The organism is Streptomyces ambofaciens ATCC 23877, from assembly GCF_001267885.1.
Classification (GTDB): domain Bacteria; phylum Actinomycetota; class Actinomycetes; order Streptomycetales; family Streptomycetaceae; genus Streptomyces; species Streptomyces ambofaciens.
Window position 1 is genome coordinate 448182 of the sequence record NZ_CP012382.1, and the last position, 23300, is coordinate 471481.

At 72.1% G+C, this 23300-nt stretch carries 22 protein-coding genes; 9 read left to right on the forward strand and 13 right to left on the reverse strand.

Annotated elements, in window-relative coordinates:
* Positions 1-77 precede the first annotated feature (77 nt).
* Entirely contained in the window at positions 78-203 is a 126-nt protein-coding gene (locus SAM23877_RS41735) for a hypothetical protein (protein ID WP_280518062.1), read from the forward strand.
* A gap of 28 nt (positions 204-231) precedes the next feature.
* Here SAM23877_RS41735 and SAM23877_RS38850 read toward each other — a convergent pair whose 3' ends face one another.
* A complete protein-coding gene (locus SAM23877_RS38850; RefSeq protein ID WP_053126284.1) occupies positions 232-1104 on the reverse strand; it encodes a sigma-70 family RNA polymerase sigma factor family protein in 873 nt (290 codons plus the stop codon).
* 687 nt (positions 1105-1791) lie between these two features.
* On the opposite strand from SAM23877_RS38850, the gene SAM23877_RS02050 reads away from it, so the two are divergent.
* The gene (locus SAM23877_RS02050; protein WP_053126287.1) at positions 1792-2514 is read left to right on the forward strand and encodes a dienelactone hydrolase family protein; all 723 of its coding nucleotides are present in this window, start codon (positions 1792-1794) and stop codon (positions 2512-2514) included.
* Between the two features lie 98 nt (positions 2515-2612).
* Here SAM23877_RS02050 and SAM23877_RS02055 read toward each other — a convergent pair whose 3' ends face one another.
* Both SAM23877_RS02055 and SAM23877_RS02060 read right to left on the reverse strand, forming a co-directional pair.
* Positions 2613-3830 carry a serine hydrolase domain-containing protein gene (locus SAM23877_RS02055; RefSeq protein WP_053126289.1) on the reverse strand — a complete coding sequence of 406 codons (1218 nt, stop codon included), beginning with the start codon at positions 3828-3830 and terminating at the stop codon, positions 2613-2615.
* A 285-nt stretch (positions 3831-4115) separates the two neighbouring features.
* Entirely contained in the window at positions 4116-4922 is an 807-nt protein-coding gene (locus SAM23877_RS02060; protein ID WP_053126290.1) for an endonuclease/exonuclease/phosphatase family protein, read from the reverse strand.
* Between the two features lie 234 nt (positions 4923-5156).
* On the opposite strand from SAM23877_RS02060, the gene SAM23877_RS02065 reads away from it, so the two are divergent.
* The gene (locus tag SAM23877_RS02065) at positions 5157-7649 is read left to right on the forward strand and encodes an SCO7613 C-terminal domain-containing membrane protein (RefSeq protein ID WP_053126292.1); all 2493 of its coding nucleotides are present in this window, start codon (positions 5157-5159) and stop codon (positions 7647-7649) included.
* 92 nt (positions 7650-7741) lie between these two features.
* On the opposite strand, the gene SAM23877_RS02070 is transcribed toward SAM23877_RS02065, so the two are convergent.
* From SAM23877_RS02070 to SAM23877_RS02085, 4 genes are all read right to left on the reverse strand, one after another.
* Positions 7742-9460 (reverse strand): acyl-CoA dehydrogenase family protein, encoded by a 1719-nt coding sequence (locus SAM23877_RS02070; protein ID WP_053126294.1) that lies wholly within the window; start codon positions 9458-9460, stop codon positions 7742-7744.
* Positions 9461-9546: 86 nt separating this feature from the next.
* The gene (locus SAM23877_RS02075) at positions 9547-10119 is read right to left on the reverse strand and encodes a PadR family transcriptional regulator (protein WP_053126296.1); all 573 of its coding nucleotides are present in this window, start codon (positions 10117-10119) and stop codon (positions 9547-9549) included.
* Positions 10120-10325: 206 nt separating this feature from the next.
* Entirely contained in the window at positions 10326-10916 is a 591-nt protein-coding gene (locus tag SAM23877_RS02080) for a hypothetical protein (RefSeq protein WP_053126298.1), read from the reverse strand.
* A gap of 33 nt (positions 10917-10949) precedes the next feature.
* Positions 10950-11201, reverse strand: a complete 252-nt coding sequence (locus SAM23877_RS02085; protein WP_053126300.1) for a hypothetical protein — start codon at positions 11199-11201, stop codon at positions 10950-10952.
* Positions 11202-11442: 241 nt separating this feature from the next.
* Here SAM23877_RS02085 and SAM23877_RS02090 point away from each other — a divergent pair, with 241 nt between their 5' ends.
* Positions 11443-12285: an alpha/beta fold hydrolase gene (locus tag SAM23877_RS02090; RefSeq protein WP_079029973.1), complete on the forward strand. Its 843-nt coding sequence runs from the start codon at positions 11443-11445 to the stop codon at positions 12283-12285.
* Between the two features lie 162 nt (positions 12286-12447).
* Here the strand turns inward: SAM23877_RS02090 and SAM23877_RS02095 are convergent, their stop codons facing one another.
* From SAM23877_RS02095 to SAM23877_RS02105, 3 genes are all read right to left on the reverse strand, one after another.
* Complete coding sequence (locus tag SAM23877_RS02095) at positions 12448-13194, reverse strand: SDR family oxidoreductase (protein ID WP_053126302.1); 747 nt, start codon at positions 13192-13194, stop codon at positions 12448-12450.
* 187 nt (positions 13195-13381) lie between these two features.
* Positions 13382-15112: an L-aspartate oxidase gene (locus SAM23877_RS02100; RefSeq protein WP_053142070.1), complete on the reverse strand. Its 1731-nt coding sequence runs from the start codon at positions 15110-15112 to the stop codon at positions 13382-13384.
* A 101-nt stretch (positions 15113-15213) separates the two neighbouring features.
* Positions 15214-16110, reverse strand: a complete 897-nt coding sequence (locus tag SAM23877_RS02105) for an RNA polymerase sigma-70 factor (protein WP_053126304.1) — start codon at positions 16108-16110, stop codon at positions 15214-15216.
* 247 nt (positions 16111-16357) lie between these two features.
* Between SAM23877_RS02105 and SAM23877_RS02110 the strand changes: the two genes are divergently transcribed.
* From SAM23877_RS02110 to SAM23877_RS02125, 4 genes are read left to right on the forward strand one after another with little or no spacing between them, the layout of a single operon-like run.
* On the forward strand, positions 16358-17377 hold the full coding sequence (locus tag SAM23877_RS02110) for a patatin-like phospholipase family protein (protein ID WP_244902901.1): 1020 nt from the start codon (positions 16358-16360) through the stop codon (positions 17375-17377).
* Positions 17374-18594: a macrolide family glycosyltransferase gene (locus SAM23877_RS02115; protein WP_053126306.1), complete on the forward strand. Its 1221-nt coding sequence runs from the start codon at positions 17374-17376 to the stop codon at positions 18592-18594. The genes SAM23877_RS02110 and SAM23877_RS02115 overlap by 4 nt, the downstream gene beginning before the upstream one ends.
* Before the next feature lie 3 nt (positions 18595-18597).
* Positions 18598-19083 (forward strand): hypothetical protein, encoded by a 486-nt coding sequence (locus SAM23877_RS02120; protein WP_053126308.1) that lies wholly within the window; start codon positions 18598-18600, stop codon positions 19081-19083.
* Complete coding sequence (locus tag SAM23877_RS02125; RefSeq protein ID WP_053126310.1) at positions 19080-20015, forward strand: hypothetical protein; 936 nt, start codon at positions 19080-19082, stop codon at positions 20013-20015. Before SAM23877_RS02120 ends, SAM23877_RS02125 begins: the two co-directional genes overlap by 4 nt.
* Positions 20016-20318: 303 nt before the next feature.
* On the opposite strand, the gene SAM23877_RS02130 is transcribed toward SAM23877_RS02125, so the two are convergent.
* Complete coding sequence (locus tag SAM23877_RS02130; protein WP_053126312.1) at positions 20319-20792, reverse strand: carboxymuconolactone decarboxylase family protein; 474 nt, start codon at positions 20790-20792, stop codon at positions 20319-20321.
* Between the two features lie 233 nt (positions 20793-21025).
* On the opposite strand from SAM23877_RS02130, the gene SAM23877_RS02135 reads away from it, so the two are divergent.
* Positions 21026-21496 carry a hypothetical protein gene (locus SAM23877_RS02135; protein WP_053126314.1) on the forward strand — a complete coding sequence of 157 codons (471 nt, stop codon included), beginning with the start codon at positions 21026-21028 and terminating at the stop codon, positions 21494-21496.
* A 234-nt stretch (positions 21497-21730) separates the two neighbouring features.
* Here SAM23877_RS02135 and SAM23877_RS02140 read toward each other — a convergent pair whose 3' ends face one another.
* Both SAM23877_RS02140 and SAM23877_RS02145 read right to left on the reverse strand, forming a co-directional pair.
* Positions 21731-22459: an SDR family oxidoreductase gene (locus tag SAM23877_RS02140; protein WP_053126316.1), complete on the reverse strand. Its 729-nt coding sequence runs from the start codon at positions 22457-22459 to the stop codon at positions 21731-21733.
* Positions 22460-22555: 96 nt separating this feature from the next.
* Positions 22556-23224 carry a nitroreductase gene (locus tag SAM23877_RS02145; RefSeq protein WP_053126318.1) on the reverse strand — a complete coding sequence of 223 codons (669 nt, stop codon included), beginning with the start codon at positions 23222-23224 and terminating at the stop codon, positions 22556-22558.
* Between the last annotated feature and the right edge of the window lie 76 nt (positions 23225-23300).

Here is a 23300-nt window from a genome sequence, read left to right on the forward strand (position 1 = left end):
TCCCCGACCCCGCGCCGGCGACGGTCGCCTTCGGACGCGCCCCCGGGGACGGGGGCTACCTGCTGAGCGTCGACCTCGTGGTGCGGTGGCCCGGCGTCGCCAGGGAGGTGGGGGCCGCGCTGCTGGAGAGGGCCGACGCGCTGTGCCCGTACGCGCGCATGGCCGACAAGGGGACGCCGACGCCCCTCACCCTCGTGTCCTGACGACCCGCCCGTCCGCCCCGCCGGCGACTCAGGTGCGGGGGCCGGGGCGGTTCCACCCGCGCAGCTTGTCGGGGTTGAGGACGACCCAGACCTGCACCACGTGCGCTCCGGCGATGTCGAGGGTGATGACGGCCGCGACCTGGTCGTCGTAGCGGGCGACGAGGCCGGTGCGCCCGTTGACGGAGTGCGTGTCCAAGGTGGTGCGGGGGCGGCGGGAGAGCAGCGTCAGCAGGCTCCGGGCGACCCGTTCGCCACCGTGGACCGGACGGGTCAGGGCGCGGATCTTGCCGCCCCCGTCGAAGATGGCGGTGGCGTCGGGGGCGAGCAGAGACGTCAGCCGGCCGCTGTCCCCGTCGGCGCACGCCTGGCGTACGGCGTTCACGATCTCTCCGTGCCCGCGTGCGGAGGTGGGATGCGCGCCCTGGGCGCGCAGGCTGCGGCGGGCCCGGTCGGCCAGCTCGGCGCATTCCGGCTCCGACTGCCCCACGACGCCCGCGACCGTGCCCGGCGAGACCCCGAAGACGTCATTGAGCACGAAGGCCGCTCGCTCCGTCGGCGTGAGGGACTCCAGCGCCCGCAACAGCACCGCCCCGGCCTCGCCCTCCACCCCTGCTTCCCGGTCGTCGGCGTCCTGCCGGGCGCGCGAGAGGTCCTCGTCCCCGTCGGGCCGGGTCAGCCGGGCCAGACAGATGCCGCCCACCACCTGCGTCAGCCAGGCCCTCGGCGCCTTCACCCGCGCCCGCTGCCCGTCCGAGAGCCCGTACCACCGGCGGTACGCCTCGTCGATGACGCCCTCGGCCGCGACCCGGCTGCTGCCCAGCATCCAGCGGGCGACCTCCAGCAGGTGCCGTCGCTCGTCGAGCAGTTCCGCGATCGGCACCGCCTCACCGGCGTCTTCCATGTCGCATCCTCCCCTCGAACGGGCCTCGGACGCCGCTGCCGCCGCGGCGGCGGCGGACGCACGGGGGAAGCCACCCGCGGTCCACGGGCATGCCACGCCCAGCTCTCAGGCATCGGCGTGGTGCCCTCGGTTCTCTCTGTTCTCTCTGTATGCCAGGTGGACCGAGAAGGGGCACGAGTTGTGACACCGCTCCCACCGCACCCCGCGGGGCCACGGCCGAGGGCTGTCACGGTCGCCTCATTCGGCGACGGCGCTCGTGGCCTCCGGACCGGTCAGCAGCTTCCGGCGCTCGGGACCGCGCGGCAGGATCGCCGCACGGTCGAACGAGGTGAGCAGGCGGTCGCGGATCGCGACCGCCTCCTCGACGTGCTCACGGTGTCCTCTGTTCCTCTCGGCGACCTGGAGAAGGACCGGTCGTCCGTGAGGCGGGACCGGTCGTCCGGGAAGAGGACCGGACAGGCCCGCTCCTTGTGACAGGCGCCGGCCGAACCGGGTCGCCGCAGTCCCCACGAAAACCCGTTGGCGGGCTGCGGCGGGCTGTTGCTAGCCTCCCCGGGGCCGTGCGAGACGACGAGGAGGTGGTACCCGTGAACGCAGTATCGACATGGGTGCTCCCCTCCGGGGTCATGGTCGGGCGATAGGCCGCCCGGGAGCGCCGTTTCACGCGCACTCCCGAAAGGCACGACCATGCACTTCACTTCCGAACAGCGCCTCGACGACGGCGTCCTTGAGCGCGAGTTCACCCTCGGGGAGATCCCCGGTACCCTGTGGACGCCCGGATCCGCGCCGGCTCCGCTGGTCCTGATGGCCCACAACAACGGGCTGCCCAAGGCGGACCCCCGGCTGGTGGCGCGGGCCCGGTACACCGCGGCGCGCGGCTTCGCGGTGGCCACCATCGACGCCGCCGGGTGCGGTGACCGTCCCCGTTCCGCCGCCGACGAGCGGGTCCGGGCCGACCTCCGGCGGGCCATGCGGGCCGGGGAGCCGGTCGACGAGGTCTTCGAGTCCCTCATCAGCCCGCTGGTCGAGAACGCGGTCCCGGAGTGGCGGGCCACCCTGGACGCCCTCCTCGCCCTGCCCGAGACCGGCGGACCGGTCGGCTACTCCGGAGGGTGGACGGCCCTCGGCATTCGGCTGGCGGTGGTCGAGCCGCGCATCGCCGCCGCAGGCTTCTTCGCCGGCGGGTACGTGCCCCGTGCCCAGCGCGAGGAGGCCCGGCAGGTCACCGTTCCGCTGCTGTTCCTGCTGCAGTGGGACGACGAGGGGAACCCCCGGCAACGGGCCTTGGACCTGTTCGACGCCTTCGGCAGCAAGGAGAAGACGCTGCACGCCAATCCGGGAGGGCACACCGGCACGCCGTGGTTCGAGCTGGAGGACGGGTGCCGGTTCCTGGACCGGCACCTGAGGTGAGGCCGGCCGTCGCCGAGGACAGGTTCCCGCCCTCGACGACGGCGGCGTACAGCTGCACGACCGCCCCGGCCCGCCGGCACCGGCGGGCCGGGGTTGTGTCAGTGGCGTACGACCTGCGGAGCGATGTCCTCGGTGACGCCGCCGCCGGCCGAGCGGGTGAGGGCGCTCGCACGGGTGGGGTCCGTGCCGCAGAAGGCGGCCTCGAGCGTCCCGCCGAGGATGGAGTTCACCGTGCCGTTGTTGGAGGTGTTGGCCATCGACGTCATCCTGCGCTTGCCGTCGGCCGTCGTGAACGCGTAGGTGTAGTAACCCTGGACCGTGCCGGTGTGGCCGTAGACGGTCACACCGCAGGAGAGCTCGCGGCCGCGCAGTCCGAGTCCGTAGGACTGGGTCCCGTCCGCGTTCACCGGAACCATGCTCATCATCTCCCGCAGCTGTTCCGGAGCGACAAGCTTGCCGGTGACGACGGCGGCGAAGAAGCGGTTCAGGTCCGAGGAGCTGGAGATCACCGCTCCGGCCGACTGCGCCCAGGAGACGGTCTGTTCGGTGGAGTCCACCAGCGGCAGCGTGGTGTCGTCGTCGCGGACGTAACCCCGCGCGTACGACCCGGTGAGCGTCGTCCGCGGATGCACGTACGAGGTGTTCCGCAGGCCGAGCGGTTTGAAGATCCGCTGCTCGTACTGCGTGGCCATCGGCAGACCCGTGATGTGCTCGATCATCTGCCCCAGCACCACGAAGTTGGTGTTGGAGTAGCTGTAGGCGGCACCGGGCTCGTTGGCCGGGGCGTGAGCGGTCGAGAGGTCGATGAGCTCCTGGTAGGTGAACACCTTGTTCCGTACGGACTCGAAGCCCGGAACCGTGTGGTAGAACATGTCGTTCGTGTAGTCCCACAGCCCACTGCGGTGGCTCAGCAGGTGCCGCACGGTGATGCGGTCGTCCGGCAGGGCCCGGGGAAGGTAGTCGTTCGCCGGCGCGTCCAGGTCGAGGCGGCCCTCGGCGACGAGTTGCATCAGCACGACGGTGGTGAAGCTCTTGCTGACACTGCCGACCCGGAACCTGCGGTCGGCGTCCATGACCGTTCCGGCAGCCCGGTCCGCCTTGCCCATGGAGAGCTTGTGGACGGTGGCGCCGGAGTCGATCCGGGTGAGCGCGCCCGGCGCCCCGGCGGCCATCGCCTGCTTCTGCACGGCGAGTACACCGGTGAGCGACGGGTCGGGGAGGGTGGGGGAGGCGTCCGCGACGGCGGGCGAGGCGGTGACCAGAGCAGCCACCATCGCGGAGCCTGCGAGCGCGAGGCTCACGTTTCTGATACGCATCCGATTCTCTCTACGTGTGATCGGGTGGAAGCCCCGGAACGGATGCACGAGCGGTGAATCCCGTCCGGGCAAGGGGCGTTGTCGATCCTCGCCCTCGCGACGGGCGTGATCCGCAGGGCGCTCAGAACGATAGCTCAGACAGTGGGTCACGACGCCGGGAACATGTGCCGACGCGATGACATCCAAAACCTCGACGACAGGTCGCACGGGATGACCCGAACCACCGCGAGTGCCGACGGTCCGGCGCCGATGACGCCCCGCGCGAGCCGCCGGCCCGCCCCCGGGCTACGCCAGGTCCAGGTCGGCGTACAGCTGGTGGTGGTCGGAGTAACGGGAGGCGTGCACACGGTGCCCGGCGGGGGTGATGCCGCGCAGGAAGACGTAGTCGAACTTGCTCTGCCAGTCGGTGGTCGCCTGACAGCTGCCGGCCGCGGTGCGCGTGGGGTGGCACTGGGGGTCCGCGTCGACGGCCAGTGCCCACAGGCGCGAGAGTTCGGGTGCGTCGGGCACGGCGTTCAGGTCGCCCAGGACGACGGCGCGGTCGTGCCGGGCCACCTCGGTGGCGAGTACGGCCGCCTGCCCGGCCCGGACGGACTCCTGCCGGCGCTGGGCGAGGTGCGTGTTGAAGACCCGGACGTCCTGGCCGCCGACCTCGGTGGTGACCGCCATGTACCCGCGGTCCTCCGAGCCGCCCTCGGGGTACTCCACGCTGACGTGGTCGGTCATCGGCGCCGCGGAGAGGATCGCCTGGCCGAAGCCTCCCGGGTTCCACGGCGCTCCCCCGCAGCGGCTGCGCTTGTTCAGCACCATCCCGTACTCGACGTGGTAGACGAGCCCGTGGAGGTTCTCCAGGTGCTCCCGGATCGCCTCGACGTCGCGCACGCACGCTTCCTGTACGCCGAGGACCTGAGGGGCGAAGGCGGCGATCTCCGCCGCCCGGTGGACGTTGCTCTCCTCGCAGGGGTTGCAGAGGTTCCAGGTCATGACACGGTTCGCCACCACGTCCCGGACGGGGTCCGCGGGCAGTCCGCTGTCGGAGTGGGGGTCGTCGGCGGCGCTGGAGCCGACGAGGACCACGCAGAGCAAGGTCATGGCGCCCACGAACCACCGTGTCCCTCGTGCGAGCACCTTCGCCTCCCCGGTGTCGACGCGCGGAGCATCCGACGTCTTCCCGCACGAGGTTATGGGACGGACGCCCTCCACCGCAGACGGGGGCCCGAGTTGACGCCGGTGCGGCCGGTGTTCCGTGACGCGGTCCGTACCTGAGTAGGAACTGAGTACCTGCGCCCATGCCCGGCCGGGGTGACGGGGAGCACACTCCGGGACATGACGAACCTCCCGCCCCCGGCCGAGGAGTTGCGGCTCCTCGACACCGAGCTGTGGCACCTCGACGCCCGCCGGGCCGTCCTGTTGCGGCGCCGCGCGTGGCTGATCCACACGTTGCAGGCGGCATCCGCGCCCCGGGGCGACCGGGGCGCCGGTTCCGTTCCGCCGTCGCGGCCCGGGCGGGGCGTTGCCTCCGCCCGCCGGCCCGAGACCTCCGCGCCCGGCGTGCAGAACGTGCTCCTGATCCTCGGTGGGGTCCTGCTGACGGTCGCCGCGGTCGCGTTCACCCTGGTCGGCTGGGGTCACATGGGGATCGTCGGACGATCGCTGGTGCTGGGCGCGGTGACCGTGGGGACGCTGGGTGCGCCGGTGGCACTCCTGCGGCGTGGGCTGGCATCGACGGCGGAGGCGACAGCGGGTCTGGGGCTCGCGCTGACCGTGCTCGACGCCTACGCGCTGCACGAGGTGGTGTTCACCGGCACGGGTGCTCTCACGTACACGGCGGCCGCGTCGGCCCTTCTGGCGGCACTGTGGGCCGCCTACGGCCTGGGCGTGGGCGCGTGGGGGCGCGCGGACGACCGGACCGACGAGAGCGACGAGGGCAAGGAGCGCGCGGTACGGAAGGCCGCGCGGCCCGTGCTCTGTCTGCCGCTCCCCGCGGCCACGGCGACGGCGCACCTGCCCCTGCTTCTGTGGGCACTCGCCCTGGGCGCGGGTCCGCACACGTTCACGGCCGTGCTGCTGGTGACCGCGGCGGCCGGCGCCGCCCTGGCGCTGCGGGCGACGGAGGTACCGGTCCGGACGGTCGCGGTCGTCGGTTCACTCGGTACGGGGACCGTAGGGGCCCTGTCGGCCGGCTGGCTCAGCTGGAGTGCTTCGGGCCCGGGTACCGCCGTGCGGGCGGCGGCGCTGCTCTTTCTCGCCGCGGCGATCGCCCTGGTGGCGGCCCGGCGCGTCCCGAAGCCGGACGTCGCCGTGGGCGCGGCGCTGGCGGCGGGGCTGTGCGCGGTCGCCGGGGCCGGCGGAGTGGTGCGGGCCTCGCTGCCCGGAGTGTGGACGGTGCCCGGGTACGTGGCCTGCGGTGTCGCCCTGCTGGCGGCGGTCCGGACGCCACTCCCCCAGTCGTCTCGCCGGGGGCTTGTGCTCGCTTCGCCGGCCGTCCAGGGCCTCGCGGTGCTGTGCGCGGTGCCGCTGGTCGCCGGGACGCTCCTCGGTCCGGTGACCGGGCTGGAGCGGCCCTGGTCCGGTGTGCCGCGCGACTTCCGGGCCGCCGTGTTCAGGGACGTGCCCTGGCCGCCCGACGCGGCCACCGTGCCGCTCGTCCTCGGTGTCGTCGCGGGCGTGCTGGCGGTGGCGGCCCGGCGCCGCCAGGACCGGTGGCCGACGGCGGTGGGGGCGATGCTCCTGGGCTGGGCGGCGCTGCTCGTACTGCCGGGCGTACTCGCACTGCCCTACGGTGCGGGCCTGGTGGCGCAGGGCGCCGTGGCCGTGGCCGCGCTGGGCTGCGCGGAGCGGGCCCGGCGTGCGGCCGGCGGAACGTCGCCGCTGATGCTCACGGCCATGGTGCTGGCCCTGGTCACCTCCGTCGTCCTCGCCCTCGTCTCGCTGGCGTCCGAACCGGTGACGATCGGTGTGCTCGGGGCGACGACCCTCGTGTTCGGCGCCGTGGCCGTGCGCCCGGGATTCGGCCCGTTCGCGGCGCCCGCCGCCCTTGTGCACGCCACGGCTCTGGCCTGCGCGATCGGCGCGGCCGCCGGCTGGCAGGCGCAGCACACCGCACTGCTGGTCCTCGTCGTGCCCGCCGTCGCGGCCCTCGTGGCCGCCCGCCCGGCGGGCTCGTCCACGACCGCGGCCGTCGAAGGGGCGGGCGCGGCGGCGGGGCTGCTCGCCCTCGCTCTGGCCGCGACCGACCCGCCGATGCTGGCCCTGGTGCTCTCCCTCTGCGGGCTCGTGGCGGCCGGGACCGCGCTCCGCCCGGACCGGCGGCCGGCCGCCCATGTCGCCGCCGGGCTCCTCCTGCTGGCCACCTGGGTGCGGTGGGCGGCCTGGGACGTCACCACTCCGGAGGCCTACACCCTGCCGGTGACCGTGCCCGCACTCGTCGTCGGCTTCCTGAGGCGCCGCCGCGACCCGGGCCTCTCCTCCTGGCCGGCGTACGGCGCAGGCCTGGCCGTCACCGCGGTGCCGAGCCTGCTCGTGACGTGGGGCGACCCGCACTGGCTCCGGCCCCTGTTGCTCGGTACCGCGGCCCTTGCCGTCACCCTGGCAGGAGCCCGCAACCGACTCCAGGCACCCCTCGTCCTCGGCGGGACCGTGCTCGCCCTCGTGACCCTGCACGAACTCGCCCCCTACGCCGCCCAGGTCGTCGGCGCCCTGCCCCGGTGGGCGCCGCCCGCCCTGGCCGGACTGGTGCTGCTCGCGCTCGGCGCCACCTACGAGCAACGGCTGCGCGACGCACGGCGCGTACGGGAGGTGTTCGGGCGGCTCGACTAGGCCGGGAGCCCCCGTCGCGCCTCCGCGGACGCGCCGACGGTCGTTCGGCCCGCGCCACCGGCACCGGCTCCGCGAGCCGGTGCCGGCTCCTGTTACGGGGCCATCTCGTAGGCGCCGGACAGCGCCTCGACACGCTCCCAGACACGCGCCGAGCGGGCCTCGTCGACGACGGGCCGCCGGACGGCGCCGAGGGCCCAGCGCTGCTGGGGCTCCGTGGCGGAGTCCTTGCCGTGGAGCTCGACGGCGTGGTTCGAGAAGTCGCGGACGAGGACGGAGAACAGCTCGTCGAGCACGTCCTCGTCGAGGCCGGTCAGCTCGGCCTGCTCCAGGATCAGCTGGCCATGCACGACGAGGGCGAACAGCTGGCCCACGGCGAGCAGCAGGTCGAGGTCGCGGCTCTGCCGCTCGTCGGGTGCCGCGGTGGTGACGAACGTGCACAGGGCGTCGGCCTGCTCCCGGAACCGGGCCACGTTCGGCACCTCGGCGTAGGTGTCGAAGGCGGTGCGCCAGTCGTGGAACCGGATGGAGCCGAGGCCGCGGGCCGGGCCCTGCCGGAAGAGGAAGGTGTCGTCGGCCGCGTCGAGACGGGTCGGCACCCGCGGGTGCTCCACCGGGTCGAGCAGGTGGTTGCGCAGGAACTTCAGGATGAGGGCCAGGTTGACGTGGACCGTGCCCTCGAGCTTCGGCAGGCCCCGGATCTCGACCGCGGCCTGGGCGAAGTAGGTGTCCTTCTCGAATCCCTTGGCGGCGATCACGTCCCACATCAGGTCGATGACCTTCTCGCCCTCGGTGGTGACCTTCATCTTGGTCATCGGGTTGAAGAGCAGGTAGCGGCGGTCGTCCGGGCCGGCGGAACGGAAGTAGTCGACGGCACGGTCGCTGAAGAGCTTCATGCCGACCAGGCGTACGTAGGCGTCGATCAGCTCGCGCCGGACGTGCGGGAAGGCGGTGACGGGACGGCCGTACAGAATGCGGTTGTGGGCGTGGGTGACGGCCTCGTACATGGCGTGCTCGCAGATGCCGATCGAGGCGGTGCACAGGTTGAACTTGCCGACGTTGACGGTGTTCAGAGCGGCGTCGAAGGCGGCGCGCCCGGTGTGCAGGACGTCCTGGGGTCCGACCGGGTAGTTCTCCAGGCGGAACTCGCTGACGTACTTGGAGGAGTCGACGACGTTCTTGACCAGGCGGTAGTCGGGGTGGCGGCTGTCGGCGGCGAAGAAGACGTAGCCCTCCGGCCCGTCGACGTCGGTGCGGCGGCCGAACACCGACACGAGCCCGGCGGCGTTGCCGTTGCCGATGTAGTACTTGGAACCGGTCGCCCGGAAGCCTCCCTCCCCGTCGGGCTCCAGGAGCATGTCGGTGGAGTAGATGTCGGCGCCGTGGCTCTTCTCGGAGAGGCCGAACGCGAACACCTCGCCCTGGGCGAGGAGTTCGGCCGCATGGGCGCGGGCGGCCGCGTTGTCGCTCTGCCAGACGGGGCCCAGGCCGAGGATGGTGACCTGCCAGGCGTACCAGTAGTCGAGGCCGTAGAACCCGAAGATCTCGTTGAGGGCGGCGATACGCGCGGTGTCCCAGCGCTGGTCCGGCCGGTCGCCGTCGGCCGCGGGGGTGAGGAAGGTGGCGAAGAGGCCCTCCTTCGCGGCGAAGGCGAGGAAGTCCTCCAGCCAGACGCGCGAGCGGTAGTCCTCGATCAGCCTTCGCTTGCCGCGCGCCTCGAACCAGTCGACCGTGGCGCGCAGCAGCCTGCGGGTCTCCGGGTCGAAGTGCGCCGGGTCGTAGGTGCGCGGGTTGAACAGGAGCTGGTCGGCCATGAGGGTGCCTTCCGGAGATCGGGTCGGACGGAGCCTGACGGATGCGGGTGGGACGGAGAACGGGTGAGGGCGGGCGGCGCTCGGGGTCAGGGTCGGCCCGCGGATGGCGGGACGCGGAGCCTGTGGAGGGTGTCGAGGACGTCGTCGAGCCAGGCGATGGTCATCCGCTCGAAGGCGATGCCGCCGCGCAGCACGACGTGCTGGAGTTCCTGGCCGACGTCGAGCGACCGTGGGACGTCGGGGGCGCCGAAGTCCCGTGCCTCTCCGGCGAGGTAGCGGCGGAGACGGTCGTCGTGCGCGTCGCGGTGGCGTTCGACCTCGGCGATGAGCGCGGACGGGTCGCCGAAGGCCGCGCCGCGGATCTTCACGGCGAGCTCGTGCCGGATGCTCTCCGGCTGGACCGGCTCGTGCAGCCACGCGGCGAGTGCCGCGCGGCCCGGCGGCGCGACGGAGTACTCCTTCTTGTCCGGCCTGCCCCGCTGCGCCACTTCGTGGACGTCCAGCAGGCCGTCCGCCTCCATGCGCCTCAGCACGCGGTAGATCTGCTGGTGGGTCGCGGTCCAGAAGTACCCGATCGACCGTTCGAAACGGCGAGCGAGCTCGTAGCCCGAGCCCGGCTTCTCCAGCAGGGAGACGAGGATCGCGTGTTCGAGCGCCATGCCCCGAATCCTTCTATGCAACTTGTTGCATAGACAAGGCGCCGAGCCTTGATGAGACGCGCCTCACTCGCCGGTTCGCGCGAATGTCACGTTCTCTTCCCAGCGCGGCCGTGCCCCGGCCCGGTGGTCCGCGCGCCGGCCACGGGCCTTCATGCACGGTTCACAGTGTTTAGGGCACCGTGTGATGTGTCGTGGCGGCTCCGGGCTCAGGAACGCCCGGCGCGGTAGAGGCCCCGGCCGGACCTGCGGATACGGGACGCACCCACGAGGCGGTCGAGTGTGCTGCGGACCGCGTTGATGCTGCCGCTGTCGCCGTCCCGGCCCAGTGCCGCCGCGACGTCCCGGGCGCGCACGTCCACGTCGCCGACACCGGCGAAGTAGTCGAGGATCTGCTCGGTCAGCTTGCCGTAGCTGCGCTGTTCCGGCTCCGCGCCGGTACCGGAAGGGTGTGGCTTCCCCGTGACCTGGCGTCGCGGCCGCCGGTTGCCGGATGCCCGCGCCGCGTCAGAGGCAGGGGCCTGCGCCGGGGTGGTGGTCCGGGCCGCGGCCTTCTCGACAGGTGCCGGTGCCGCCGGCTCGCCGGGACCGGCGGGGGCCTCGGCGGCCTCGGGGGCCGAGGGGGCCCGCATCAGGACCTCGAGTGCGCTGAGAGCCCGCTGCACGGAGCCGAGATGGGCCACCACCGCCGCCAGTTCCCTCTCCAGTGCCTGCTTCTGGAGCTCGAGACGCGCCAGGTCCTCCTGGAGGCTCTCAGCGGTGACCTCGATGTTGTGCGCGGCGCCGGTTGCCGAGACCATGTGTTCCTCTCATCCTCGACTCTTCCCCGGCCATCATAGGCCGCGGCCGATCTCCAGGCAGGCGTCGAGAGGATGCCTCATCAATTGTTGCCACTGTTCGGACGTCAACGCAACGGGTGCGCGGTACATCCTTTGCAACCTTTCGGAGACCGCCCCGATGCGTGTGTCGATCGCGTGGATCGCCTCCTGGAGCATGCGCATCCGCGCCTCCAGCAAGGCCGACTCGGCGGCCAGGGACACACTGACGACAGCGGGATCGGGGGTGTGGCCGGGGTCTGCGGGCATCGTGCGTCCTTTATTGCGGCTGGGCCTGTGTACGCGGCAGAAGCGTAGGCACAGGCGCGGTGGTGCGGCGACACCGGTGCGCCCGGAGGGAACGGTTTCGTCGCCATACGTCACAAGTCGAGCATGTGCCCTGTCATAAGGGCGAAAGCCGCACACGGGCTTTCTGCCGGACAACGGCATCACACGTCGGCCCGGGCACATGAACGGCTCGGCCGATCAACCCCCTGAAGAGGTCTCTCCCATGAACCGTCGTTCCCTCCTTCGGCGTGTCCGTATGCCACTGTCCCTGGCGGTCACGGCCGGCGGCGCCGCGGCAGTGCTCGCCACGTCGGTCGCCCCGGCCGGCGCGGACAGCGGGCCGTCCGCACCGCACCGCAAGCCCACCGTCGTGCTGGTGCACGGCGCTTTCGCCGACTCCTCCAGCTGGGACGGTGTGGTGAAGGAGCTGAAGCGGGACGGCTACCCGGTCGTCGCCGCCGCCAACCCGCTGCGCGGGCTGAGCACCGACGCCGCCTACGTCAGGCAGGTCGTGGCCGCAATCGACGGGCCGGTGATCCTCGTCGGGCACTCCTACGGCGGTGCGGTCATCAGCAACGCGGCCCGGGGTGCCGACAACGTGGAGGCACTGGTCTACGCCGCCGCCTTCATGCCCGACAAGGGGGAGAGCGCACTGCAACTGGCGTCGAAGTATCCCGGCAGCTCGCTGGGGCAGGCCCTGCACCCGGTCCCGATCACGCACCCGGACGGCACCGAGGACGCGGACCTCTACATCCAGCAGCCCAGGTTCCGCGGTCAGTTCGCCGCGGACGTGGCACGGAGCACCGCCGATCTCATGGCGGTGGCCCAGCGGCCCGTGACCAACTCCGCGCTGGAGGAGGCCTCGGGAGAGCCCGCGTGGAAGACGATCCCGTCCTGGGCGCTCGTGGCCACCGAGGACCTCAACATCCCCGCGAAGACGCAGCGCTTCATGGCCGAGCGGGCCGGTGCCCGCACGGAGGAGGTCCGGGCGTCCCACGCGGTGGGCGTGTCCCAGCCCGATGACGTCGCGCGACTCATCGGGAAGGCGGCACGGACGGTCCGCTGACCGGCCGGTGATCCGGGAGGGCGGAGTGGCGCACGGTCGCCGCTCCGCCCTCTCGCGACACCGCCGGCCAGGTCCCGGGGGCGGCCATGGAGGCGGGACAGCGGCAGGAGACAGCAGAAGGAGGTGGCCCCTGCGGACAGGGGCCACCTCACCGTGGAGAGGTCACTGCTGCCGGGCGAGCCAGTCCGCGAACCGGGTCTCGGCGATGTGCGCGTCGGGGCCGGGCAGAAGGGTGGTCTCCTGGAGCTCGGCGCCGAAGTACGGGGCGTGGGGGTCCGTCACCACCGTACGGGGGTCGTTCTGGGCGGCGAGGGTGTCGCGCAGGAGCTCGTCCAACCGGAAGGCCTCGGGGCCCGCCACCTCCACCACGCCGTCGACCGGAGCCCCGATGGCCGCGCGGCCCACGGCGGCGGCCACCTCGTCGGCCGCGATGGGCTGGATCTTCACGGGGGCGAGACGCACCGTGTCACCGTCCGTCGACGACGCCGCGATGCCGTTCATGAACTCGAAGAACTGTGTCGCGTGGACGATGGTGTACGGGATTCCGGACTCCTTGATCAGGTTTTCCTGCGCCACCTTGGCACGGAAGTAGTCGCTGTCGGGGAGCCGTTCGGTACCCACCACGGACAGGGCGACATGGTGGGTGACACCCGCGTCCGCCTCGGCCTTCAGGAGGTTGGTGGTCGAGGTGCGGAAGAACTCCATGACGGCGTCCTTCTCGAAGGAAGGGGAGTTCGAGACGTCGACCACCACGTCGGCACCCTCCAGAACCTCGGCGAGTCCTTCGCCGGTCAGTGTATTGACGCCGGTGTTGGGCGCGGCGGGGACGGCTTCGTGACCGTGCTCTTCGAGCTTGGCGACCAGCTTGGAGCCGATGAGGCCGGTGCCTCCGATGACTACGACCTTCATGATTTCTGTCCTCTCGGAGCTTCTTCTCGTACGGGGTTCGGGGCGCGTCGGGAAGGCGGTCCGCCCGGCCCGGTCGATGCCCGCACCAGGAACGACCGGACGGCGGCCACATGTGTGACACGGGGAGCGGGAACGCAGGACGCGGAACGCGGCGAAGGCCGGACGCGGGCGACGCGGGAACTTCCGCTCACTCGACCAGCTTTCCTTCGGCGGACACCTCCTCCATAAGAGTCGCGATGTCCTCGGGAATCGGCGCGATGCTCTCGCGGGTGATGCCGGCCGTCGGGGACCACACCAGGTTGACCTGCAGTGCGGGGTCCATTCCCGGGTGGTCGCTGCGGTTGTGGCAGCCACGGGTCTCGCGGCGTTCGAGGGCCGCTTCCAGGGTGGCGCGGGCCGCGAGGGCGGCGGACTTCAGGTCGAAGGCGTGCGCGAGGTCCTGGAAGCCGGCGATGTCCGGATGGACGCCGACGTCCTCCATGCGCCTCTCGATCACACCGAGTTCCGCCAGTCCGGCGCGCAGTCCCTGCTCGTCGCGGACGACGCCCGCGTGCTCGGTCATGGTGTTGCGTAGGGCGCGCTGAAGCGCGCGCACGTTCTCCGGTCCGTCCGCCGCGAGCAGGTCGTCGATCTCCGCACGCGCTTGTGCCACCGCTGCCGCCGAGCGCGGCTGGGCGGTCAGCGACTCGGAGTAGGCGGCCGCCGCCCGTCCTGTGATACGTCCGAAGACCAGCAGCTCGATGAGGCTGTTGCCGCCCAGCCGGTTGGCGCCGTGCAGTCCGCTGGACGCCTCGCCGATGGCGTACAGACCGCGTACGTCGGTGCTGTGGTCCTCGTGCCTGACCCAGACCCCGCCCATCGAGTAGTGCGCCGTCGGCGCTATCTCGATCGGCTCGCGGGTGATGTCCAGCATCTGCAGGTCCAGGAGCGTCTGGTACACCCGGGGCAACCGATTCATGATCGTCTGCCGGGGCAGGTGGGAGACGTCGAGCCAGACGCCGCCCTTGGGCGTGCCCCGGCCTTCCTTGATCTCGGTGTAGGAGGCGAGGGCGACGCGGTCGCGCGTGGACAGTTCCATGCGTTCGGCGTCGTAGCGGTTCATGAAGCGTTCGCCGAGGGCGTTGCGCAGGATGCCGCCCTCGCCCCGCGCGGCCTCGCTGACGAGGGTGCCGGCCGCGTTCTCCGGCTCGATGATGCCCGAGGGGTGGAACTGGACCAGCTCCGGGTCGCGCAGCCGGGCTCCGGCCTCCACGGCCAGCCGGAAGGAGTCACCGGTGTTCTCGTCGCGCCGCGAGGAGGTACGCCGCCAGATGCGGGTGTGTCCGCCCGCCGCCAGGATGACGGCGTCGGCGTGGATGAGGTAGCGCCGTCCGTCCGTGAGCCCGAAGCCGTAGGCCCCGAAGACCGCGCCGTCGTGCACCAGGAGCCGGGTGATGTACACACCGTCGAGCACGGGGATCCGGAGCTGGTCGGCCCGCCTGATGAGCGTGCGCTGGATCTCCAGGCCGGTGTAGTCGCCGGCGAAGGCAGTGCGGCGGAACTTGTGCGCGCCGAAGAAGCGCTGGGAGATGCGGCCGTCGTCCTCCCTGGCGAAGGCCATGCCGTAGCGCTCCAGGTCGTCGATGCCCAGGGCGGCGCCCCTGGTGACGATCTCCACGGTCCGCGGGTCGGCGAGCAGGTAACTCTCCTTGAGGGTGTCCGCCGCGTGCTGCTGCCAGCTGTCCTCGGGGTCCATGGTGGCCAGGGCCGCGTTGATGCCGCCCGCGGCCAGGGCCGTGTGGGCGTCCTCCTTGGGACGCTTGCCCACGGCCAGGACGTCCGTCCCCGCCTCGGCGAGCTCGATGGCCGCCCGGAGGCCGGCGCCGCCCGTCCCGATCACGAGCACCGAGGTGGACAGACGTTGTTCGGTGATAGCCATGTTCGTTCCGATCACTTGGGTCGTCTCTCAGTACGACCGGTCGATCGGGCCTTTTGTGACACCGTGTGCACAGATGCGGGCGGTGGGGCCCGGCTGAGGGATCAGCCGCTCAACGACGCCTCGTAGGGCGACAGCTTGTCCGGGTTCATCACCCACATGAGCCGGTCGATGCCCTCCGCCGACGCGTCGATGCAGAGCAGGGCCACGGCCTTTCCCTCGGACCGGACCAGTACGGCCGGGCGATCGTTGGCCTCGACCCAGCGCACATCGGACTGCGGCCAGAAGCGGGGCGCGAAGGCGGCGAGGTACTTGGAGACGTGCGGGCGTCCGACCACCGGGATGCGGGAGGCTCCCCGGACACCTCCCCCGTCCGCGTAGCTGACGACGTCCGCCGCCAGGACCCGCTCGAGGGTGGCGAGGTCGCCGGTCTGCGCCGCGGTGAGGAACACCTCCAGAAGGCGCTGGTGTTCGGTCCGGCTCACCTGCTCGCGGCGTTCGGTGGCGAGGTGTTTGCGGGCCCGGCTCACCAGCTGGCGGGTGTTACCCTCGCTCGTCTCCAGGATGGCGGCCACCTGCTTGTAGGGGTAGTCGAACGCTTCTCGCAGGACGTAGGCGGCCCGTTCCACCGGGTTGAGTCTCTCCAGCAGGAGCAGCACCGCCATCTCGACGGCCTCCGCCCGCTCCGCACCCACCTGCGGGTCCGAGCTGGTGTCGACGGGCTCGGGGAGCCACGGGCCGACGTACGCCTCACGCCGTACCCTGGCGGACTGGGCCGTGTTGATCGCGAGGCGGGTGGTCACGGTGGCCAGGAAGGCGGCCGGCTCGACGATGTCCGTGCGGTCGGCCTTCTGCCACCGCATCCACGCTTCCTGCAGCACGTCCTCGGCCTCGACGGCGCTGCCGAGTACGCGGTAGGCGATCCCGAAGAGCCGCGGACGCGCCTCGACGAACTGCCGTGTCGCCTCTTCGAGAGAGCCGAGGTCCTGGCCTGCGTGCATGGTGCCCCCTTAGGCCCGGCTACCGGCCATGCTACAGCCGGCCCGGTGGGAGCGCCGCGCGAAGCGGGGCAGGTCAGACCGCCCGCGGACCGTGTCGCCGGTTGCCCGTCCGGACCCCCGGCGGCATGCCGCGCCCTGCCGAGCCACGTCGCCCTCCGGGAGCCTCGCTGTCACAGATCGATGCGCTGTCCGGTCCTGGTTCCATCGAAGCGATACGACGCCCCTCCGCGGGTGAGAGAGGTACATCATGATGCTGACCCGCCGCCGGAACCCGTCGGCTCCGTCGTCGTGCACCGGCTCCAGCGAGGGTGAACCGAGAGGCCCGGAGCCGGTGGGCCTGGACGCCCTCCCCCGTCCCGTGGCCGTGGTGGTGGGCGCCGGTGGTGTGCTCGGCGCGGCTCATGTGGGCGTGGGGCACGCCCTTGAACAGCGCGGATTCCGACCGGACATGATCATCGGCACCTCGGTGGGCGCACTGAACGGAGCCATAGCGGCAGCGCATCCCGACCGGGCCGCCCCGTGGCTGGAACACGTGTGGACCGAACTGCGCCGGCGTGACGTGTACCAGCTCGGCTTCCCGTCCTCGCGGGCCAGCATCTTCACGGACCGCGGCCTGCGCCGCCTGATCGCCCGGGCCGGGCTGCCGTCGCGGATCGAGGAGCTGGCGGTGCCGTTCACGGCGGTGGCGATGGACCTGGTCACGGGGGCTCCGGCACTTCTCGACCACGGTGACCTCGAATCCGCCCTGCTCGCGAGCGCGGCCATCCCCGGCATCCTCCCCCCGGTCGACCGCGAGGGCCGCACCCTCGTCGACGGCGGGATGACCGCCTACGTCCCGGTCCTGGCGGCCATGCGGGCGGGGGCGGCCAGCGTGGTGGTGGTGCCGACCGGCCCGGAGAGCTCACCGCTGCCGGCCACCACGCCGCCCCGGCGGGCGGGCGCCATCGCGGCACGGGTCGGCCTGGTGCTGATGCACCGTCAGATCGAACGGGACCTGCGTGAGGTGTCCCGGCGGCTGCCGACCGTCGTCCTGCCGACGGGGACGGACGTCTGGCCCGCCCCGTGGGACTTCCGCCACAGCCGGCGGCTCATCGACGCCGCCGCCACGACGGCCGGGCGCTTCATCGACGGCCTGCGTGTCAGCGGACCGGGCCTGTACCGGGCCGAGGAGGCCCCGGCCGAACCGGCCGCCACCGAACGGGATCCGGGCGCGCCGACCGTGACGCGGTGGCCGTCGAACCTCACCACTGCGAAGGCCGGCCTGTGAGTACCATCGCGTTCCTCAACATCGGCATGCACGGACACGTCAACCCGACGCTGCCGGTGGCGGCCGAACTGGTCCGGCGCGGCCACACCGTCACCTACCACACGTCCCCCGCGTTCCGTAAGGAGATCGAAGCCACCGGCGCGAGCGTGCGCCTCTACCCGGGCGGCGACCAGCCGCTCCCGGACCCTCCGACGCCCATCACGCTGATGGAGGCGCTCGCGCGCACCGCCCTCGGACTGCTGCCCGCCGTCCTCGCCGACCTGCGCGGCGACCGGCCCGACCTGATCGTCCACGACAGCGCCTGCCCGTGGGGCGCGCTCGCCGCCCGTGAGCTCGGCGTACCGGCGGCGTCGTCGTTCACCACGTTCGCCTACAACCGCCATGTGCCCAGCCCCACCCGCGGATCGCGGGAGCTGCTGGCCGCGGCGGCGGCCCGCCCCCGCAGCCTTCTGGGCTACGCGGCGGCGCGACTCGCGCTGCGCCGCCGTTTCGCCACCTCGGGGGTGCCCCTGCTCGACCTGGCCGACATACGGCAGCCGCTGAACCTCGTGTACACCTCCCGGGCCTTCCAGCCCGCCGTCGAGGAGTTCGACCGGTCCTACCGGTTCGTGGGTCCCAGCATCGGCGCCCGGCCGGACGACCCGTCGTTCCCGTCGGACCGGCTCCGGGACCCGGTGCTGTACGCCTCGTTGGGCACGGTGTTCAACGCCGACCCGCGGCTGCTGCGCACCTTCGCCACGGCGCTCGCCCCGTTGGGAGGAACGGTGGTGGTCTCCACCGGGCAGACCGACCCCACCGCGCTGGGCCCCTTGCCCGGCAACGTGCTCACCCGCCGCTCCGTACCGCAACTGGAGGTGCTGGACCGCGCGGCACTGTTCATCACCCACGGCGGGATGAACAGCGTCAACGAGGCGCTGTTCGCCGGTGTCCCCCTGTTGGTCGTCCCGCAGGGCGCCGACCAGCCGATGGTGGCCCGCCGCGTGGTGGAGCTGGGAGCGGGCCTGTCGATCCGCACCGAGAACGTCACCGAGGACTCCGTGCGCGCGGTCGCCCGGCGCCTGCTCGAGGACTCCCGGTTCCGGGCGGCCACGGCAGGACTGCGGGCGACCCAGCGTGAGGCGGGCGGGTACCGGCGGGCCGCCGACGAACTGGAACGGTACCTGCGTCCGGCCGGCCCCGCCGCGCGCCCGACTCCCGTCCCACCGCAGGGGGGTTGAGCGATGTCGCCGATCGTCGTCGCCCTGCTGATGCTCGCCGGGCTGTCGGAGGCACTCGGGCGCGTCACGCCCGTCGCGGTACGCCGGCCAGGCCTGCCCCGTAGCCGGATCGTCCGGCTGATGCTGGCCGGTGCGGTCGTCGAGGGTGCCGTGTTCGCGCTCTGGCCGCTGACGGCCTGGACCCTGGCCGAGCTCCTGCTGTCCTCGCCGCCTCCTGGCGGCGGCCTGGAGTGGACCCCTGGCCTGCTCATCCCGCTGGCCCTCTCGGCCGTCCTCGCGTTCCCGCTGCTCGGCCCCCTGCTCCACCTCCTGCTCTTCCTGGGGGTGGGGGCCGGTCTGACCGGTCCGCTGTCGGCGGAGACCGGTCTGGGCTGGTGGCCCGCCGCCGGCTGCGTGGCCGTGGCCGGAGTGGTCCTCGGGGTCACGGTCGAGGGGGTACGGCGGTCGGTCGTGAGGATCAGCGCCACCTACGCGGTGGAGACGCCATGAACGACTTCGTGCTCTGGGCCGTCGCCCTGGGACCCGCCCTGCTCGCCGAGGGCCTGCTGGCCCGCTACGAGGTGCTGGCCTACGGTGCCGGCTGGCGGGCCCCGACCACCGAGCTGCCGGAAGGCGTGCCCTACGCGCGTGGCGCGGACCCGGACCGCCCCCCGGACGCCTACCTGGTCTACCTCGACGGGATCGGCAAACGCCGGGTCCGGGACAGCCGGGACGGCGGCCAGTTGGTCAGGGCCGTCCTCGACGCGGCACCGGAACTACGGGTGCTGGGACAGGTGCAGCCCTACTCGCCGCTGGCCGACCCCCTGGCCGACCGACCCGTGTGGTCGTGGCTGCGCCGCCGCGTCGGGCTGCTGCTCTTCCTGCACAACGTCATGCAGATCTTCGTGGCCGCCGACCACCGGTACCGGCCTCTGTACAACCGGGCCGTCGGTTCGCAGATCGCCACCCAGCTGCGGCTCGCCGGGTACCGGCCCGGCAGCGGCGTACCCGTCGTCCTGCTGAGCTACAGCGGCGGTGCCCAGGTGGCCACCGGCGCGGTCGACGAACTGCACGAACGGCTGGACTGTCCCCTGCTGCTCATCATGTTCGGCGGCTTCCACAACGGCGCCAACGACCTCACCCGCGCCGCACACGTGCATCGGCTCACCGGGTCCGGCGACCGGATCGAGCGGGTCGGTACCTGGATGTTCCCGCAGCGCTGGCCGCTGTTCCGCGGCAGCGGCTGGAACCGGGCCGCCCGCGAGGGCAAGATCACCGTGCACCGCTTCGAACCCGCCACCCACGTCGGACCGCGGAGCTACATCAGCCGGACGGCTCTGCTGCCCGACGGCCGCAGCCATCTGACCCACACCGCCGACACCGTGGTCGCGCTGATCCGCGCACACTGCCGCGGCCACGCGGAGGAAGGTCCGAGGCCGTGACGGCGACGAGCCCTCGGTGAGGTTCTCTCACCGAGGGCTCGTGCGGGCCAGGGGCCGTGATCCGCGGGCTCGTCGATCCGGTGGCCGGGCGCTCCCGAGCCGCATCGTCCGGGAGGCTGGTCGATTCCCAGCCTCCCGGACGGTGCGGCTCACGGCTGCACGCCGGCCGCCCACCACGGCATCCCGGCGGCCGACGACGGACTCCGTCGGCGTGCCGGAAGCCGACATGACGCCACGCCGACGGGTGGAACACACCCTCGGCGTGGCGAGCGGCGTACCGGCAGCGACCACCGGATTCCGGCGTCAGCCGAACTGACCGGGCTGGTAGTCGCCGGCGGGCTGCTGGTTGATCACGTTGATGCGGTTGTAGGCGTTGATGATGGCGATGAGGGAGACGAGCGCGACGAGCTGCTCCTCGTCGTAGTGCTTGGCGGCGTTCCCCCAGACGTCGTCGGTGACTCCCCCGGCCGCGTCGGCGATCCGGGTGCCCTGCTCGGCCAGCTCCAGCGCCGCGCGCTCCGCTTCGGTGAACACCTTGGCCTCACGCCACGCGGCAACCAGGTTGAGGCGCAGCTGGGTCTCCCCGGCGGCAGCGGCGTCCTTCGTGTGCATGTCGGTGCAGAAGCCGCAGCCGTTGATCTGGCTGGCGCGGATCTTCACCAGTTCCTGCGTCGCCGTGGGCACACCCGACTCCGCAGCGATCTTGCTGGCGGAGTTGAGGTGCCGCAGGATCTTGCCGGCGAGGGCGTTGCCGAAGTAGTTGAGACGCGATTCCATGGCTTCTCCTAGCCGAGTCGTGAGTTACACACTGATGACAGTTCAGCGAGGGCATGTGTGACAGGTTCCGAGAACATCGCAGGTCGGAGCCCTGGGGAGGCGCCGCCGGGAACGGGGGACGCACGGCGCCGCCCCGCGCCCGCGTGGCATCCTCGGCAGCGCCTAGGGAGCGTGCTCCGCTCCCGCGCCGGGTCCCTGGTCGGCGCCCTGGCCCGACGGAAGGACCCCACCGAGTGAACACCCCCGCCCCCACCCGGGACGAGCCTCCCGAGCACGCGCGTTTCGCCGCACACCTCCGCGACCTCGCGCGGGCCACCGGCCCCGAGGAGACGGCCGTGGTGGCGAGGGTCCTCGGCGATCCGGACCGGACGATGGCGCGGTCCGCCGTTCTGCGCCACCTGGACCGTCGGGCCACCGACCTGCATCCCGGCCCGGAATTCGAAGCGTGGGCCGACGCGATGACGGGGGTGGTCGGGGGCGACCCGTTCCTCACCCGTCGTCTGCTGGAATGGTCGTTGATCCGCGTCGTCGTGCTGGAGCGGCCCTGGCGGCCGGGCGACCTGCTGGAGTCGTCCGACTGGCTTCAGCTCAAGGCCGCCGCGACCTCGAACGCCGAGGTGGTCCAGCTCCTCGCGGAACGCGGGCGTACCAAGCGGATACGCCGGACCGCCCGGCTCAACCGTGCGTGGCCCGGCGACCGCTGAGCCGCGACCGGGCGGACGGCGCCGCCCGCACGCCGGCAGCGGACACCGCCGCCCGGCGTCCAGCGTCTCGTCCGGTGCCCGGTGCCCGGTCCCCCATGCCCGGTGCCCGATGCCCGATGCCCGCCGAGTCTGCAGAAGCCCCACACGGGCCAAACCGTTCGTTTCCCCGCCCCGACGAGGGGGCCCTCTCCCCCGGTGACATGACCGGCGGGTGGGCACCCGCAGCGACAGCCCCTAGGAAAGCCAGTCGGTGTACCGGGTGGGAGCCAGGTGGGCGTCCACGTCGGTGAGGACATCGCCCTGGACCGCCGCGAACATCCCGGCGGTCGGGTCGGTGACCACCGAGCGTGTGTCGCCCTTGCGGGAGAGCGTCAGCCGGCCCAGCTCGTCGAGGGCGAAGACCTCGGGTCCGCCGATGCTGTGGATGCCGTTCAAGGGGGCGCCGACGGCGACCTCCGCCACCGCCGCGGCCACGTCCTTCGACGCGATCGGCTGGATCGGCGTGGCGGGCAGGCGGACGTTCTCCTCGTCGGCCGTCCAGGTCAGGACCGCGCCCATGAACTCCATGAACTGGGTGGCGCGCACGATCGAGTACGGAACCGGACCGCCTCGCAGCAGTTCCTCCTGCAGCACCTTGGCGCGGTAGTAGTCCAGCTCGGGCACCTTGTCGACACCGACGATGGAGAGAATGACGAAGTGGCCCACCCCGCTCTTCCGGGCCGCGGCCAGCAGGTTGTTCATCGAGGCCTGGAAGAAGGCCGGGGACGCGTCGTCGAAGGTGGGACTGTTCGTCAGGTTGACGACGACGTCGGCCCCTTGAACCGCCCCGTCCACCCCCTGACCGCCGACGACGTCGACACCGGTGGACAGCGAGTGCGGTACCGCCTCGTGTCCGGCCGCGTTCAGCTTCTCGACGACCTGTGAACCGATCAGCCCGGTACCGCCGATGACCGCGATCCTCATGGCGTGCCTCTCCTCTTCTCGGAAACGTGTGACCCAGGAACCACTGTGTGGGCACGGCGGGTGAACGGCGCTTCGAGCGCCCCGAAGGGAGGAGTGTCAGCGGCCGTCCACGAACGTGACCGTCTCCTCCAGGGCGGCCCGGCCCGTGCGGGTGGTGCTCTCGGCGGGGCCCTCGTACCCGATGGACATGCCGCAGAAGAGGACCAGGTCACGCGGGGGCGCCACGGTCTCCGCGACGGTCCGGTGGAACTTCGCCCAAGCCATCTGTGTGCAACTGTGCAGACCTTCCGCGCGCAGCAGAAGCATCACACTTTGCAGGAACATGCCAACATCGGACCACTGGGGGCGGCCCAGGTCGCGGTCGATGTAGCAGAACAGCGCGGCGGGCGCACCGAAGCACTCCCAGTTCCCGGACGCGGCCCTCTGACGCGCCTCCACGTCCGCGCGCGCGATGCCCAGGGCGCCGTACCGCTGCTCCCCGAAGGCCGCCCGGCGCTCGCGGTACGGCGACTTCAGCCGGGGCGGGTACTGCTCGTACTCCGGTTCGTCCCAGGGGTCACCGGCGGCCAGCCGGGCCCCCGCGCGCTTCTTGAGCGCGGCCAGCGGCCCACCGCTGAGCACGAAGGCGTGCCAGGGCTGGAGGTTCGATCCGGAAGGCGCCCAGGCCGCGGCGGACAGCACACGCTGGAGCACCTCTCGCGGGACGGGCCGGTCGCTGAAGCGGCGCACCGACCGCCGGCTCTCGACCGCCTCGTAGACGTCCATGAAGACGCATCTCCCTAGTCGTTCAAGATCATGGTTGCGATCGCGACAGTATCATTCGCGACTATCTCGTGTATAA